Below are 14,286 nucleotides of genomic sequence, written 5' to 3'. Positions count from 1 at the left end.
CGACCAGCTCGCCGTCGGGGGAGAACACCAGGCGGGAGTCGGTTTCCGGGTCGGCGACGATCGAGTTGATGATCGCCGCGGTCTCGTCCTCGGTGTTGCCGGGATGACCTCCCCCGTGCCGTTCGACGGCGTTGTACAACGCGGTGAGCGCGGCCGCGTCGCCGAGCCGGTACGGGCGGGAGGTCGGATCAGCCATGCCACGACGCTATCCGGGCGGGCACCCGAAATACCTCAGACCAAGGTAGCTAGATCAACGTGATCATGAATTGCCGGAGCGACGTTAAGCTGGCGTGATGGAGGAGAGTGGGCGGCTGGGCGCCGAGGTCTCCGCCGAGCTCGATCAGTTGCTCGGCCCGGTCGACGCGGTGCTCGCCGCCACGTATCCCGGTCCGCTGCGGGGCCGCCAGCCCGTGCACACCGTTTACGTTCCCGCCGACCGGATCGTGCCGAGCCTCACGGCCGCGTGGGGAAGGGCCGCGAGGGAAGCGCTTTCCGCCCACCCGCCCACCCCGTTCGAAGCCGACCTGCTGCCCCGGGTGCATGCCAAGCTCGACCGGGAGCCGATCGAAGACCTGCGGGTCGACTTCGAGGACGGCTTCGGCGTACGGCCCGACGCCGAGGAGGACGCCGCGGTCGACCGCGCGGTGGCGGCGCTCGTCGCCGGTCCGATGCCGCCGTTCGTGGGCCTGCGGTGCAAGAGCCTCGAGGCGGCCACCCGAGCGCGAGCGGTCCGTACCCTCGACCGCTTCCTCGACGTGCTCATGAGTACCGCCGACCTGCCGGACGGGTTCGTGGTGACGCTGCCGAAGGTCAGCGCCGTCGAGCAGGTGACGGCGATGGTCCTGCTGTGCGAGCGGCTGGAAAGCGCTTACCAGTTGCCCGTCGGCCGCTTGCGGTTCGAGCTCCAGGTGGAGACACCGGCCGCCGTCCTGGGCGCCGACGGTACCGCCACGGTGGCCCGGATGCTGCACGCCGCCGCCGGCCGGTGCGCCGGTCTCCACTACGGCACCTACGACTACAGTGCATCACTCGGCATCGCCGCCGCCCAGCAGGCGATGGACCATCCGGCCGCCGACCATGCCAAGGCCGTGATGCAGTTGGCCGCCGCCGGTACGGGAGTGCCGGTGTCGGACGGATCGACCAACGTGCTCCCCGTCGGCGATCCGGAGCAGGTTCACACGGCGTGGCACCTGCACGCCCGGCTCGTCCGGCGTTCGCTGGAACGCGGGTTCTACCAGGGATGGGACCTGCATCCCGCACAACTGCCCACCCGCTACGCCGCCACGTACGAGTTCTTCCGGAAAGGGCTTTCCCCCGCAGTGGCCAGGCTGCACGCGTACCTGGAACGCCGCGTCGAGGGCATCGCGGACGAGCCGGCGACGGCCCGGGCACTTGCGGGCTATCTGCTGCGCGGGCTGTACTGCGGGGCGCTCGACGACGACGAGGTTCCGTTCGAACGGTCCACATTGGAGGCCCTGTGATCCTGGAGGCTCGGTGACGGATCTGGTGCTCCGGTCGCGGCGGGTGGTGTTCCCGGACGGCGAGCGCCCGGCGACCGTTCACGCGCGCGGCGGCCGCATCACGGAGATCACCGCCTATGGCGACGAAGGGACCGACGTCCCGGCGCTCCTGCCCGGCCTGGTCGACACCCACGTGCATGTCAACGAGCCGGGCCGCACCGAGTGGGAGGGCTTCGCCACCGCGACGCGCGCGGCCGCGGCCGGCGGAGTCACCACGATCATCGACATGCCGCTGAACTCGATCCCGGCGACGGTGTCGGAGGAAGCGCTTTCCGTGAAGCGCACCGCCGCCGAGGCCGCCCGGCCGTCGGTCGACGTGGGCTTCTGGGGCGGCGCGGTGCCCGGCAACGCTCCCGACCTGCCCGCCCTGCACTACGCCGGCGTGTTCGGGTTCAAGTGCTTCCTCATCGACTCCGGTGTGCCCGAGTTCCCGCCCCTCGACGTTGCCGGCCTCGACCGTGCTCTGTCCACAGTGGACGCGCTGTTCGTCGTACACGCGGAAGACCCGACGATGGTCGTCGACGCGTCCCCGTCCCCCCACTTCTCGGACTTCGTGGCCTCACGACCGATGCGGGCCGAGACACGCGCGGTCGCGACCGCCATCGACGCCGCGCGCCGGCACGGTGCCCGCGTGCACATCCTGCATCTGTCCGCGGCGGAGGCTCTGCCGCTGATCGCCGCCGCGCAAGAGAGCGGGCTACGCGTGACGGCCGAGACCTGCCCGCATTACCTGACGCTCGACGCCGCCGACGTGCCCGACGGGGCGACCGAGTACAAGTGCTGCCCGCCGATCCGCGACGCGGCGAACCGGGAGGCGCTATGGAAAGGGCTTTCCTCGGGCACGATCAGCTGTGTCGTGTCGGACCACTCGCCGTGCACGCCCGACCTGAAAGTGGGCGACTTCGCCACCGCCTGGGGTGGCATCGCGTCCGTGCAACTGGGACTTCCGGTGGTGTGGACCGCTGCCCGGGAACGCGCTTTCCCGCTCGCCGAGGTGGTCCGCTGGCTCGCCACCGCACCGGCCGATCTGGTCGGGCTGCGGAACAAGGGCCGAATCGCCGTGGGTGCGGACGCGGATCTGGTGGCGTTCGATCCCGACGAGCCGTTCGAGGTCGATCCGGCCCGGTTGCATCACCGCCACCCGGTGACGCCGTACGCCGGTGCGCGGCTGGTCGGCACCGTACGGTCGACGTGGGTCCGCGGTGTGCCAGCGGCGTCCGGCACCGGCCGGCTGATCACCCGGGAGGTGGCCGCGTGAGCGGGTGGTCATGGGAACTGCGGTTGTCCTGACGCGCACGGCGGCCGTCGAGGCGGGCGCGGTGCGCGTGCGGACGGGCGCGGGGGCGTGGTGGACGGGCGCGGCGGTCGTGTGGATAGCCGCGGTGATCGCATGACGAGTGTGATGACCGTGCAGACGGGTGTGGTGGACGCGGGGACATTGCGGACGGGCGCGGCCGGCGTGGGGACCGTGTGGACGGGCACGGTGGGCGTGGACGGCCGCAGCGGGCGTGTGGACAGGTGCGGTGAGCGCGTGGACAAGCGCGACGAGCACAAGCGCAGCGAGCGAAGTGGGGCGATCGCGTGACGGAGTTTGAACTGCTTCCGGATCTCGCCGCCCGCAGTCTGGGTGGGGGCGTCGTGTACGCCAACGACGAGCTGTTCGCGGCCGCCGATCATCTGGTGCACGATGCGGCACCCGTGTTCAACCCGGCGACGTTCGGGCCGAAGGGACAGATTTACGACGGGTGGGAGTCGCGGCGGCGGCGGTCACCGGGCCATGACCACGCGATCGTGCGGCTCGGGGTGCCCGGCGTCGTGCGCGGGGTGGTGGTGGATACCGCTTTCTTCACCGGAAATTATCCGCCCGAGGTGTCGGTGGAGGCCTGCAGCAGCCCGGGGCATCCGGCGCCGGACGAGCTCGCGGCGGCGGACTGGGTCACCCTCGTTCCGCGGTCGCCGGTGGTGGGTGACAGCCGCAATCCGTTCGCGGTCGGGGTGCCGGTGCGCTTCACGCACGTCCGATTGACGATTTTTCCGGACGGCGGAGTGGCGCGCCTGCGTGTGCACGGCGAACCGGTCCCGGACCCGCGGCTGCTGCCCGGTGGCCTGATCGATCTCGGGGCGCTGGAGCACGGGGCGCGCGTGACCGCGTGCAGCAACATGTTCTACGGCAGTCCCGGCAATCTGCTGCGGCCCGGCCTCGCGCGCGTGATGGGCGAGGGCTGGGAGACCGCGCGACGTCGCGACGCCGGCAACGACTGGGTCGAGGTGGCACTGGCGGCGCCGGGTCGGGTTCTGGTGGCCGAGCTGGACACCACGCATTTCAAGGGAAACGCCCCGGGGGCGGCCAGCCTGCGGACCATGACGAGCGGTGCGGCCGGTGGCGACCTTCTTCCCCGGACCCGGTTGCAGCCAGACACGCGGCACCGGTTCGCGATCGACGGGTCGGACGAGGTCGAGGCGGTTCGGCTGGATATCTTCCCGGACGGGGGGATGGCCCGGCTGCGGTTGTGGGGGCGGCTCGGGCCGGTGGCGGCCGAGCGGTTGACCCGTCGTTGGATCGAGGCGCTTCCGCCGGCGGAAGCCGCCCAGGTGCTCGACGGCAGGTCGGTGGAGGCGCTGGTCGCGGAGATCGCCGGCGGCTGGTCGCGCTAGCGCTGGTCGCGGAGGCGAACACAACGGTCGCGGAGACGGCGGAGTCGGATACGGCGGTCGCGGCAGCCGTGGACAGCGGCCGCGGGGACAGCGGCAGCGCAAGACAGCGGACGCGGAGACGGCGGTCGCGGCAGCCGGAGACCGCGGCAGGGCAAGACAGCGGGGGCGCAAGACAGCGGTCGTGGACGCGGAAGACAGCGGACGCCAAGACAGCGATCGCGGACCCGAAAGAGAGCCGGGACACCCAGCGTCAACCAGCAAGAACGGGTGCAATGTCTCACCGGCTCTTGCGCTCCTGCCATCCCCTATGGCTACCCTAACTTAGGATAGGCTAAGCGCAGGGGAGTGTCCGTGTTCGTGTGTATTTGTGCCCGGGTTCGGGAGTGTGAGGTCCGCTCCGCGATTCTGTTGGGCGCGCACACCGAGGACGCGGTGGGCGATGCGTGCGGCGCCGGCACCCACTGCGGGACCTGCCTCGACCGGATCGAGGAGATCCTCACCGAGGAGGACAACGTCGTAAGGGTTGGCTGACCATTGTTAGGTCTGGCTGACAAGAAACGGACATTTGGCCCCCCGTAACGTCTGTGGACATGCAGGGCGACACCAGAGTCATCGAGTTCCTGAACGAGCAGTTGACGGCCGAGCTTACGGCGATCAACCAGTATTTCCTGCACGCCAAGATGCAGGAGAACTGGGGCTACACCAAGCTTGCGGCCCACACGCGGTACGAGTCCATCGACGAGATGAAGCACGCCGAAGTGCTCACCGACCGCATCCTCTTCCTCGAAGGACTGCCGAACTTCCAGAAGCTGTTCCCGCTGCGCATCGGCGAGACGGTCAAGGAGCAGTTCAACTGCGACATGAAGATCGAGGTCGAGGCCGTCGACCGGTTGCGGCGGGGCATCGAGTACATGCGGTCGATCGGCGACGTGACGTCGGCGCGGATCTTCGAGGACATCCTCAAGGACGAGGAGCACCACGTCGACTACCTGGAGACCCAGCTGCACCTCATCGAGACGCTGGGCGAGCAGCTGTACCTGCAGAATGTGACGGAGCATCCCGAAGCAGGATGACGCCGAAGTGCTACCCTTACTCGTTTCACGGCAACAAAAAAGAGCGGCATAAAGCCGCTCGACCAGTCGCCAGTGTATCGAATGGGGTAACGGCTTGTCAAACGACGTCGAGTGGGAGCAGGGCCAGGAGCAGGTCCACCTGGACCTGCTCTACGGCCACCTCGATGAAATGCGGGAACGGGCCCAGGCGCGGCTCAGGGAAACCCGACTGAGCCGCGGCAGCACGCACCAGGCGATGTCGGAGCGCGACAGCATGTCCGCGCTGCTCGCCGATCAGATCGAACGCTACGACGCCGTCGAGAACGGTCTATGTTTCGGACGCATAGACGGGTTCGACGGCACCACCCGGTACATCGGCCGCATCGGCCTCTACGACGAGAAGAGCGGCGAGCACATCCCGCTGCTCACCGACTGGCGTGCCCCGGCGTCGCGGCCGTTCTACCTGGCCACGGCCGCGTCGCCCGAGGGCGTCCAACGACGACGCCACATCCGCACGCGCGGCCGGAAGGTCACCGACCTCGACGACGAGGTGCTCGACCTCGACGTCGCCAACGTCACCGCCGGCAAGACGCTGAGCGGGCTGGCCGGCGAGGCCACGCTCATGGCGGCGATCAAGGCCAAGCGAACCGGCCGGATGAGCGACATCGTCGAGACCATCCAGGCCGAGCAGGACGTGGTGATCCGCTCCGACCTCGGCGGCGCGCTCGTCGTGCAGGGCGGGCCGGGCACCGGCAAGACCGCGGTCGCGCTGCACCGGGCCGCATACCTCTTGTATACATTCCGCGAACTGCTCGAGACCCGGGCCGTACTCATCGTCGGGCCGAACGACACGTTCCTGCGCTACATCTCGCAGGTGCTGCCGTCGCTCGCCGAGACCGGGGTGCTGCTCTGCACGGTCGGCGATCTCTTTCCGGGGGTCACCGCCCGCCGCGAGGAACCGGCCGTGGTCGCGGAGATCAAGGGACGCCTGACCTTCACGGACATCCTGAGAAAGGCACTCGACGACCGCCAGCGCCAGCCCACCAAGCGGATCCCGATCGAGATCGACCGCGACGGCAACCGCGAGACGCTGTACCTGGAGCCGGGCGAAGCACGGCGGGCCCGGAACCTCGCCCGCGCCACGAAGAAGCCGCACAACGCGGCAAGAGCCGCCTTCGAGAAAGAGATCGTCGAGGCACTGACAACAAAGATCGCGGAGCGGATCGGCGACGACCCGTTCGCCGACATCACCCGCGCCGCGTTCGAGAGCGGACGCAAGGACGACTTCGCCAACGCCGAGGACATCGGAAACAACGTCCTCGACCAGTCCGACATCGCCGAGATCCGGAAGAGCCTCGCGAAGGAGCCCGAGGTGCTGGCCGTCTGCGACTGGTTGTGGCCCGTCCTCACGCCGCAGCAACTGGTCGCCGGGCTCTACGCGTCACCCGAGCGTCTCGACAAGGCCGCGCCGCAACTCACCGGAAGCGAACGCGCGGCCCTGCGCCGCGACCCCCGCGGCGGCTGGACGGCGGCCGACGTGCCCCTGCTCGACGAGGCGGCCGAGCTGCTCGACGGCGACAAGCCGGTCAGCGACGAGTTCGTGATCGAGGAGCGGGAGCGGCTGGCCCGCCGCGAGTACGCCGAGGGCGCGCTGCAGATCCTGGAGGGCTCGCGGTCGCTCGACGACGAGGAGGACCCCGAGTACCTGGCCGCCACCGACCTGATCGACGCCGCCGACCTGGGCGAACGCCAGCGGGTCAGGAGCCACGTGACCGCCGCGCAGCGGGCCGCCGCCGACCGGAGCTGGGCATTCGGGCACATCATCGTCGACGAGGCGCAGGAGCTGTCGCCGATGGCCTGGCGGCTGCTGATGCGGCGCTGCCCCAGCCGCTCGTTGACGCTGGTCGGCGACGTCGCGCAGACCGGCGACCTGAGCGGCGCCGCGTCATGGGAGACCACCCTGCGGCCCTATGTGGAAAACCGGTGGCGCCTCGCCGAGCTCACCGTGAACTACCGGACGCCGGCGGAGATCATGGCCGTCGCGGCCGGTGTGCTCGCCGACATCGACCCGACGATGTCCCCGCCGCGGTCGGTGCGCGAGACCGGGGTGCCGCCGTGGGCGGAACGGATCGATCCGGTCAAGCTGACCGACCGCCTCGTCGACGCCGTGCGGCAGGAGACCGCGGAGGCCGGCGACGGTCGCGTCGGGGTGCTCGTGCCGGCCGGGCGGGTCGCCGACCTCGGCGCCGCCGTCGCGTCGGCGATCGGGGGCACCGCCGTGGGCGCCGGCGCCGACCTGGTCAGCCCGGTGGTCGTGCTCACCGTCAAGCAGGCCAAGGGCCTGGAGTTCGACTCGGTGCTCCTGGTGGAGCCGGACGAGATCGTCAAGGGCTCACCGCGCGGCGCCAGCGATCTCTACGTGGCGCTGACCCGCGCCACGCAACGCCTGGGGATCCTCCACACCAAACCGCTGCCACCGGCGGTGAGACTGTAAGAACCGCGGTGACCACGGGAGAATGCCTCCCGTGGTCACCGTCGAGTTCGTCAAGGCCTTCTGTGCCGGCCTGCCGCGCACCGAAGTGAAGATCATCCGGGACCGGCTGAAGTTCCGCGTCGGTCCCATCGTCTACGCGGCCTACTCCCGCGACGAGACCCAGCTCGGCTTCGGGTTCCCCAAGGAGGAGCGGGCCGCCCTGGTCGAGGCGGAGCCGCACAAGTTCTTCCTGCCCGGGCCGTCCGACATGCGGTTCAGGTGGGTCTGCTGCTGGCCCGCCGCGATCGAACCCGACGAGATGGAAGAGCTTCTCCTGGACGCATGGGCGATGTGCGTACCTAAGAAGGTGCGCCGAACGGTAGTCCCACGTAGTTCTCGGCCAGACTGGTGAGAGCGGCCGTCGACGACGCCGTGTACCGGAGTTGCGAGAGCTGCAACCGGTGGTCGAACGGGTCGCCGGCCGGGTCGCGGTGCAGCATCGACGTCATCCACCAGGAGAAGTGCTCGGCCCGCCAGACCCGGCGCAGGCACGTGTCGCTGTAGGCGTCGAGGAGGTCCGTGCGGCCCTCGCGCAGGAAAGCGCTTGCCGCCGACGCGAGCACCCGGACGTCCGCGATCGCCAGGTTCATGCCCTTGGCACCGGTCGGCGGGACGATGTGGGCGGCGTCGCCGGCGAGGAACAGCCGACCGTGGCGCATCGGCTCGACGACGAAGCTGCGCATCGGGGTGACGCTCTTCTCCAGGATCGGGCCGGTGGTGAGCGTGAACCCGTCGGCGGAGAGCCGCGCGGAGAGCTCGTCCCAGATGCGATCGTCGGACCATCCGTCGAGGGATTCGTCCGGCGGCACCTGCAGATAGAGCCGGGTGATCTCGGGCGAGCGCATGCTGTGCAGCGCGAACCCGCGGTCGTGGTAGGTGTAGATCAGCTCCTCGTGCGACGGCGCGGCCCGCGCCAGCACCCCGAGCCACGCGAACGGGTAAGCGCGTTCATAGAAGGAAAGTTCAGAAGCGACAGCGGGCCGGCAGATCCCGTGGAACCCATCGCAGCCCGCGATGATGTCGCACTCCAGCGTCTGCGCCACGCCGGCGGCGTCCACGTAGGAGATGCGGGGTCGCGAAGACGTGAAATCGTGCACGCTCACGTCCGTCACCTCGAATTCGATCGCGAGCCCGGCGCCGAGCCGGGCCGCGATCAGGTCCTTGACGACCTCCTGCTGCCCGTAGACGGTGATCTCGCGGCCGGTGAGGTCGGTGAGCGCGACGCGGTGGTCGACCCCGTCGAACCGCAACGCGAACCCGTGGTGCGGCAACCCCTGCGCGTCGAGCCGCTCGCCCAGGCCGGTCTCGCGCAGCAACTCGACGGTTGGGTGCTCCAGCACTCCGGCCCGCACCCGCTTCTCGACGTACTCGCGGCCGCGGTTCTCCAGCACCACCGACTCGATGCCGGCGAGGTGCAACAGGTGCGCCAGCATGAGGCCGGCCGGGCCGGCACCGACGATTCCGACCTGCGTTCTCATGGCACCAGACTATGGCTGTTGCCGGCCCGCCCAGTCCACCACCACGATCGCCGCGTCGTCGTCGAGCGGGACGCCCTGCCGGAACACGTTGTGGTCGGCGAGGACGGCCCGCACCGCCTCGGCCGGCGGCAACCGGCGGGTGCCCACGAGGGTCTGCCGCAACCGCCCCTGCTCGGTGTACCGCTGGTTCCCGTACGGCGACTCGTGCACGCCGTCGCTGAGGACGATCAGCCGGTCGCCCGGTTCGGCCCGGAACGTCTGCTCGACGTACACCGTCGACTCGAACATGCCGAGCGGAAGCTGGGCCTCCAGGTTCACCTGGGTCAGCTCCGCGCCGCGCAGTCGCAGCACCATCGGCGATCCGGCGTCGACCGCGGCGACCATCCCGGTGTCCAGGTCGAACCGCAGCAGCAGCGACGACAGGTGTCGACGGCCGGCATGCTGAGCGTATACAGCCTGGTCGGCCAGCGCGGCGTGGTCGGAGATGCGCGGGCTGGCGAGCCGGGCGTTGCGCATCGCGGTCACCGCGAGCACGGTCAGCAGCGACGCCTCGATGCCGGTGCCGTGACCGTTGGTGACGGTGAGCACGAGGTGGTCGTCCTCGGCCGCCCAGTCGAAGTTGTCACCGCACACGGAGTACGCGGGTTCGAGCTGCCCGGCCAGGGCGAACTCGGGCTTGCGGCACGAGCGTCCGGGCAGCAGGTGCCACTGCATCTCGGCGGCGACGGTCAACGCGGTCCGGCGCCGCGCGTTGCGGTAACGGTCGGTCACCGAATCGGCGGCGCGGAGGTCATGGCCGAGGGCGGTCGCGAGAAAAACCAACTCGTCCAATTCCGACGGTCCGGGCCGCGCTTCAAGATCAAGAATTAATACGCCCGCAGCGTCCCCGCGTGCGGCCGCGGGCAGCAGTAACCGGACCCCCTCGGGCCCCTCGGTGACGATCGCGCGCCGGTCGACGAACACCTGGCCGGCCGCGCTGCCGGTGACCGGTACCGGTTCGGCGACCCCGATGACCGGGCACAGCACGTTCAGCTCGTAGTCGGCGAGCAGGAGATCGACGGCGAGCACGCCGTAGTGCTCGCGCAACGCGGCCGCGAGGGCGTCGATCAGTGCGTGCGCCGGTGCCTCGAACATGGCACGTTGGCAGCGGAGGTATCGGTCGGGCCTCGGCTCGGACTCAGTCACCGGCGTCCTCCCAGCGCGACGAGGCGGCGATAATGGTGCACAGTACAAACGATCCACCGGTTCCGTTGCGGGGCTGGGCGATCGCCCGACGCAGGGGAGGAGAGACGCTGCCCGACATCCCCGACGTCGACGTTGGCGACCCGGTCGCGCTGGCGGCCGCGGTCGACGCCGCGACGCGGGCACTGGTCATCACCCTCGGCCGCGCCGAGGAGGAGGTGCTGCCGCGCGTCTCGGTGTCCCAGCTGCGCGCGTTGCTGATCATCAGCCGGCAGGCTCCGACCAACCTCAACCAGCTCGCCGAGGAGCTCGGCGCGATCCCGTCGTCGGCCAGCCGGCTCTGCGACCGTCTGGTGGCCGCCGGCCTGGTGACCCGCCGCCCCGGGAGCGTCGACCGGCGCGAGGTGGAGCTGCGGGTCAGCGCCGAGGGACAGCGGCTGGTCGACGGGCTGCGCGAGACCCGGGTTTCGCAACTGGCGACGGTGCTCGCCGCGATGTCCGCCGACGGGCGGCGGGCGCTGCTGCAGGGCCTGCGGGAGTTCGAGCGCGCGGCGGAACGGCTCGAAAATGCCGCCGCCGCGTCCGACGACCCGCCCGCCGACCACGACGTGGCCTGATCTCGCACTCTCCACCCCTGCCCTTATTTGTCGCGCGGCAAGAGTATCGCCTCGTGCCGTGACAAACGCCGGTGGCCGGCCTCCACGGGGGAAGAGGCCGGCCACCGGTTCTTGGGGTGTTGTTTCAGGTTTTCCGGGCTTGTTACGCGCGGGCGTACGGGTTGGTGTCGTGGTCGCCGTAGTGCACCTCGTCGAAGACGCCGTCGAAGTCGGTGTCGGTGACGGTCTTGTCGATGTTGCCGTCCTCGTCCGGGTCCACCTGGACCTGGTCGACGCGGCCGTCGAAGTTGCGGTCGAAGGCGGCCAGGTCGAGCGCGCCGTCGTGGTCGGTGTCGGCCGCGGCGGCGTCGACGTAGCCGTCCTCGTTGGTGTCGGCGTAGACCTGCTCGGGGTTGCCGTCCTCGTTGTGGTCGACGTAGACCGTGTCGAGCGCCGGGCCACCGTGCTCGTCGGTGTACACCAGCTCGGGGCGGCCGTCGCCGTCGGCGTCGGTGGCCAGGATGTCGGCGTAACCGTCGTGGTCGTAGTCGGCGACGCCGATCTGCGAGCCGTCCGTGAACTGCGCGACGATCACGTGCTCGTCGTGCGTGGGCTCCGGGGCGTAGTCGTCGTTGTGGCCGTAGTCTTCGCCGGTCGGCTCGTACTCGCTCATGTGAATCTTCCTCCGAGTTTATGTTTTTCGTTCCGTTGTTGCGGTGTTGAAGAGAACAGTAGGAGGAGTTCGGAGCCGGGTGCTCCCGGCTTCGTGCCACCCCGTAGGGGTTCCGTTGGCCCCGGTGGGGGGCATATATTGCACTCACCGTGTAGAAAGATTGGGGGCCGCGGTGACAGCGTTGACAGAGGCCGCCCTGCGCGAGCAGGTCGCCACGTTCCTGGCCGGGCACGACCCCGCCGGTTCTCGGTTGGAGTTCCTGCGCGCGCGTTTCGACGCCGGTCTCGCCTGGGTGCACTACCCGGAGGGGCACGGCGGCCTCGGTGCGCCGCGCGCCCTGCAGGCGGTGGTCGACGTCGAGTTCGCCCGGGCCGGCGCGCCCGTGGTGAACCCGGCGCTCAACCCGATCGGGCTGGGCATGGCGGCGCCGACGATCCTGCGTCACGGCACCGAGGAGCAGAAACGCCGCTACCTCCGTCCACTGTGGACCGGTGAGGAGGTGTGGTGCCAGCTCTTCAGCGAGCCCGGCGCCGGCAGCGACCTCGCCGGCCTGGCCACCCGCGCGGTGCGCGACGGCGACGACTGGATCGTCGACGGCCAGAAGGTGTGGACGTCGCTCGCGCACCTGGCGCGGTTCGCGATCCTGGTGACCCGGCACGATCCGGCGCTGCCCAAGCACGAGGGCATGACCTACTTCGTGCTCGACATGACCGCGCCGGGCGTGGAGGTGCGGCCGCTGCGGCAGCTCACCGGCGAGGCCGAGTTCAACGAGGTGTTCCTCACCGACGTGCGGATCCCCGACTCGATGCGGCTGGGCGCCGTGGGCGAGGGCTGGAGCGTCGCCCGCAGCACGCTGATGAACGAGCGGGTGTCGATCGGCGGCGGGCCGATCCCGCGCGAGGGCGGCGCGATCGGCGTCCTGGCCGACCTGTGGCGCTCCAGTCCTTCGGTGCGGACACCCGGGGCGCACACCGAGCTGATGAAGCTGTGGGTCGACGCGGAGGCCGCCCGGCTCACCGCCACCCGGCTGCGCCAGCAGCTGGCGGCCGGCGAGATCGGGCCGGAGGGCTCGGCCGTCAAGCTCACGTTCGCCACGCTGATGCAGCGCATCTCCGGGCTGGAGATGGAGGTGCGCGGCGAGGAGGTGCTCCGCCACGACGACTGGAACGGCGGCCGGGGCCGGGAAACCCCTTTCCTGGAACGCTCCGCCGGCTACCGGTACCTGCGGGCGAAGGGCAACTCGATCGAGGGCGGCACGTCCGAGATCCTGCGCAACATCATCTCCGAGCGGGTGCTCGGCCTGCCCAGCGAACCCCGTTCGGACAAGGACATCCCGTGGAAGGACCTGCCGCGATGACCTCTGACCTTCTCTATGACGAGGTGGACGAGGAACTGCGGGCCACCGTCCGCGGGTTGCTGGCCGCCCGGAGCCCGTGGTCGGCCGTGCTCGCCCGCACCGAGAGCCCGGAGCCGTACGACACGAAGCTGTGGGCCACGCTCGCCGGCGAGATGGGCCTGGCGGGCCTGCCCGTTCCGGAGGACGCCGGCGGCGCGGGTGCGACGTGGCGCCAGGTCGCGGTGGTGCTGGAGGAGCTGGGGTCGGCGGTGGCGCCGGTGCCGTACCTGGGCAGCGCCGTCCTGGCCACGGCCGCGCTCCTGGTGGCGGCCGGGGAGAGCGCTTCGCCGGGGGCCGCCGAAGGCGCCCCGCCCGGCGCCGGCGCGGAAAGCGCTTCCCCGGCGGCCGCGGCCGAGGTCCGTGCCGCCGCCGAACTCCTTGCCCGACTGGCCTCCGGGGAGAGGTCGGCGGCGCTCGTCGTTCCGTTCTCCACCACCGCCGGGACAGCGCTTTCCCCCACGGTCTCGGCCGCCGGCGACACGCTCGACGGCACGGTGACGTCGGTAGCCGACGCGGTGACCGTCGACGTGCTGCTGGTGCCCACCACCGACGGCCTGTACGCGGTCGACGCCGCCGCCGCCGGGGTCACCCGGACGCCACTGTCCTCATTGGACATGACCCGGCAGGTGTGCGACATCGGGTTCGCATCGGCGTCCGGGATAGCGCTTGCCCGTGGTGAGACGGCCGTGCGCGCGGTGACCACCGCGCTCACGACGGGCGCCGCGCTGCTCGCCTCCGAGCAGGTCGGCCTGGCGCAGTGGTGTCTCGACAGCACCGTCGACTACCTGAAGAACCGGTACCAGTTCGGCCGCAAGGTCGGCTCGTTCCAGGCGCTCAAGCACCGCCTCGCCGACCTGTGGACGCGCGTGGCGCAGGCCCGCGCCGTCGCCCGGTACGCCGCCGCGAGCATCGGCACCGACGACGCGGAGGTCGCGGCCGCGCTGGCGCAGTCCTACTGCTCCGAGACCGCGGTGCTCGCGGCCGAGGAATGCGTGCAGCTGCACGGCGGAATCGGGTTCACCTGGGAACATCCCGCGCACCTGTACCTGAAGCGGGCCAAGAGCGCGGCGATCGGCCTCGGCACGCCCGACCGGCACCGCGCCGTTCTGGCGAACCTGGTCAATCTTCCACCTGCCTGAGGGAGCCCTTTTCATCCCGCCTTGGCGTAATGTGAGCACCCCCGAAATTCCCTGGTCACAGC

The 14,286-nt window shown here is 70.4% G+C and carries 15 protein-coding genes; 12 read left to right on the top strand and 3 right to left on the bottom strand.

Annotated elements, in window-relative coordinates; translation table 11 throughout:
• Window positions 1-293 precede the first annotated feature (293 nt).
• The 9 genes from Vau01_RS13365 (at window position 294) to Vau01_RS13330 (ending at window position 8,112) form a co-directional block, all read left to right on the top strand.
• Window positions 294-1,481 carry a DUF6986 family protein gene (locus tag Vau01_RS13365; protein WP_203991624.1) on the top strand — a complete coding sequence of 396 codons (1,188 nt, stop codon included), beginning with the start codon at window positions 294-296 and terminating at the stop codon, window positions 1,479-1,481.
• Between the two features lie 13 nt (window positions 1,482-1,494).
• Entirely contained in the window at window positions 1,495-2,778 is a 1,284-nt protein-coding gene (gene allB, locus Vau01_RS13360) for an allantoinase AllB (RefSeq protein ID WP_203991621.1), read from the top strand.
• A gap of 10 nt (window positions 2,779-2,788) precedes the next feature.
• Window positions 2,789-2,914 carry a hypothetical protein gene (locus Vau01_RS64605; RefSeq protein WP_275423937.1) on the top strand — a complete coding sequence of 42 codons (126 nt, stop codon included), beginning with the start codon at window positions 2,789-2,791 and terminating at the stop codon, window positions 2,912-2,914.
• A complete protein-coding gene (locus Vau01_RS13355; RefSeq protein WP_203991618.1) occupies window positions 2,911-3,105 on the top strand; it encodes a hypothetical protein in 195 nt (64 codons plus the stop codon). The genes Vau01_RS64605 and Vau01_RS13355 overlap by 4 nt, the downstream gene beginning before the upstream one ends.
• Entirely contained in the window at window positions 3,102-4,175 is a 1,074-nt protein-coding gene (gene alc, locus Vau01_RS13350; protein WP_203991615.1) for an allantoicase, read from the top strand. Before Vau01_RS13355 ends, alc begins: the two co-directional genes overlap by 4 nt.
• Window positions 4,176-4,526: 351 nt before the next feature.
• Window positions 4,527-4,706, top strand: coding sequence for a (2Fe-2S)-binding protein (locus tag Vau01_RS13345; RefSeq protein ID WP_203991612.1), 180 nt, complete (start codon window positions 4,527-4,529; stop codon window positions 4,704-4,706).
• A 59-nt stretch (window positions 4,707-4,765) separates the two neighbouring features.
• Window positions 4,766-5,248 carry a bacterioferritin gene (bfr, locus tag Vau01_RS13340; RefSeq protein ID WP_203991609.1) on the top strand — a complete coding sequence of 161 codons (483 nt, stop codon included), beginning with the start codon at window positions 4,766-4,768 and terminating at the stop codon, window positions 5,246-5,248.
• A gap of 94 nt (window positions 5,249-5,342) precedes the next feature.
• A complete protein-coding gene (locus Vau01_RS13335; protein ID WP_203991606.1) occupies window positions 5,343-7,721 on the top strand; it encodes a HelD family protein in 2,379 nt (792 codons plus the stop codon).
• Between the two features lie 22 nt (window positions 7,722-7,743).
• Window positions 7,744-8,112, top strand: a complete 369-nt coding sequence (locus Vau01_RS13330) for an MmcQ/YjbR family DNA-binding protein (protein WP_373320232.1) — start codon at window positions 7,744-7,746, stop codon at window positions 8,110-8,112.
• Here the strand turns inward: Vau01_RS13330 and Vau01_RS13325 are convergent.
• Both Vau01_RS13325 and Vau01_RS13320 read right to left on the bottom strand, forming a co-directional pair.
• A complete protein-coding gene (locus tag Vau01_RS13325; protein WP_203991600.1) occupies window positions 8,060-9,238 on the bottom strand; it encodes a 4-hydroxybenzoate 3-monooxygenase in 1,179 nt (392 codons plus the stop codon). The genes Vau01_RS13330 and Vau01_RS13325 overlap by 53 nt on opposite strands.
• A 9-nt stretch (window positions 9,239-9,247) precedes the next feature.
• Window positions 9,248-10,372 (bottom strand): PP2C family protein-serine/threonine phosphatase, encoded by a 1,125-nt coding sequence (locus tag Vau01_RS13320; protein WP_203991597.1) that lies wholly within the window; start codon window positions 10,370-10,372, stop codon window positions 9,248-9,250.
• A gap of 83 nt (window positions 10,373-10,455) precedes the next feature.
• Here Vau01_RS13320 and Vau01_RS13315 point away from each other — a divergent pair, with 83 nt between their 5' ends.
• The gene (locus Vau01_RS13315; protein ID WP_203991594.1) at window positions 10,456-11,037 is read left to right on the top strand and encodes a MarR family winged helix-turn-helix transcriptional regulator; all 582 of its coding nucleotides are present in this window, start codon (window positions 10,456-10,458) and stop codon (window positions 11,035-11,037) included.
• 142 nt (window positions 11,038-11,179) lie between these two features.
• Here the strand turns inward: Vau01_RS13315 and Vau01_RS13310 are convergent, their stop codons facing one another.
• Window positions 11,180-11,689, bottom strand: coding sequence for an FG-GAP-like repeat-containing protein (locus Vau01_RS13310; RefSeq protein WP_203991591.1), 510 nt, complete (start codon window positions 11,687-11,689; stop codon window positions 11,180-11,182).
• A 172-nt stretch (window positions 11,690-11,861) separates the two neighbouring features.
• Here Vau01_RS13310 and Vau01_RS13305 point away from each other — a divergent pair, with 172 nt between their 5' ends.
• Window positions 11,862-13,046 (top strand): acyl-CoA dehydrogenase family protein, encoded by a 1,185-nt coding sequence (locus Vau01_RS13305; protein WP_239151557.1) that lies wholly within the window; start codon window positions 11,862-11,864, stop codon window positions 13,044-13,046.
• Window positions 13,043-14,224 carry an acyl-CoA dehydrogenase family protein gene (locus Vau01_RS13300; RefSeq protein ID WP_203991588.1) on the top strand — a complete coding sequence of 394 codons (1,182 nt, stop codon included), beginning with the start codon at window positions 13,043-13,045 and terminating at the stop codon, window positions 14,222-14,224. Before Vau01_RS13305 ends, Vau01_RS13300 begins: the two co-directional genes overlap by 4 nt.
• Window positions 14,225-14,286: the final 62 nt, after the last annotated feature.

Source organism: Virgisporangium aurantiacum, from assembly GCF_016863635.1.
GTDB lineage: Bacteria > Actinomycetota > Actinomycetes > Mycobacteriales > Micromonosporaceae > Virgisporangium > Virgisporangium aurantiacum.
Note: the sequence above shows the minus strand (reverse complement) of the source record. Positions and strands in the feature narration are given on the sequence as shown.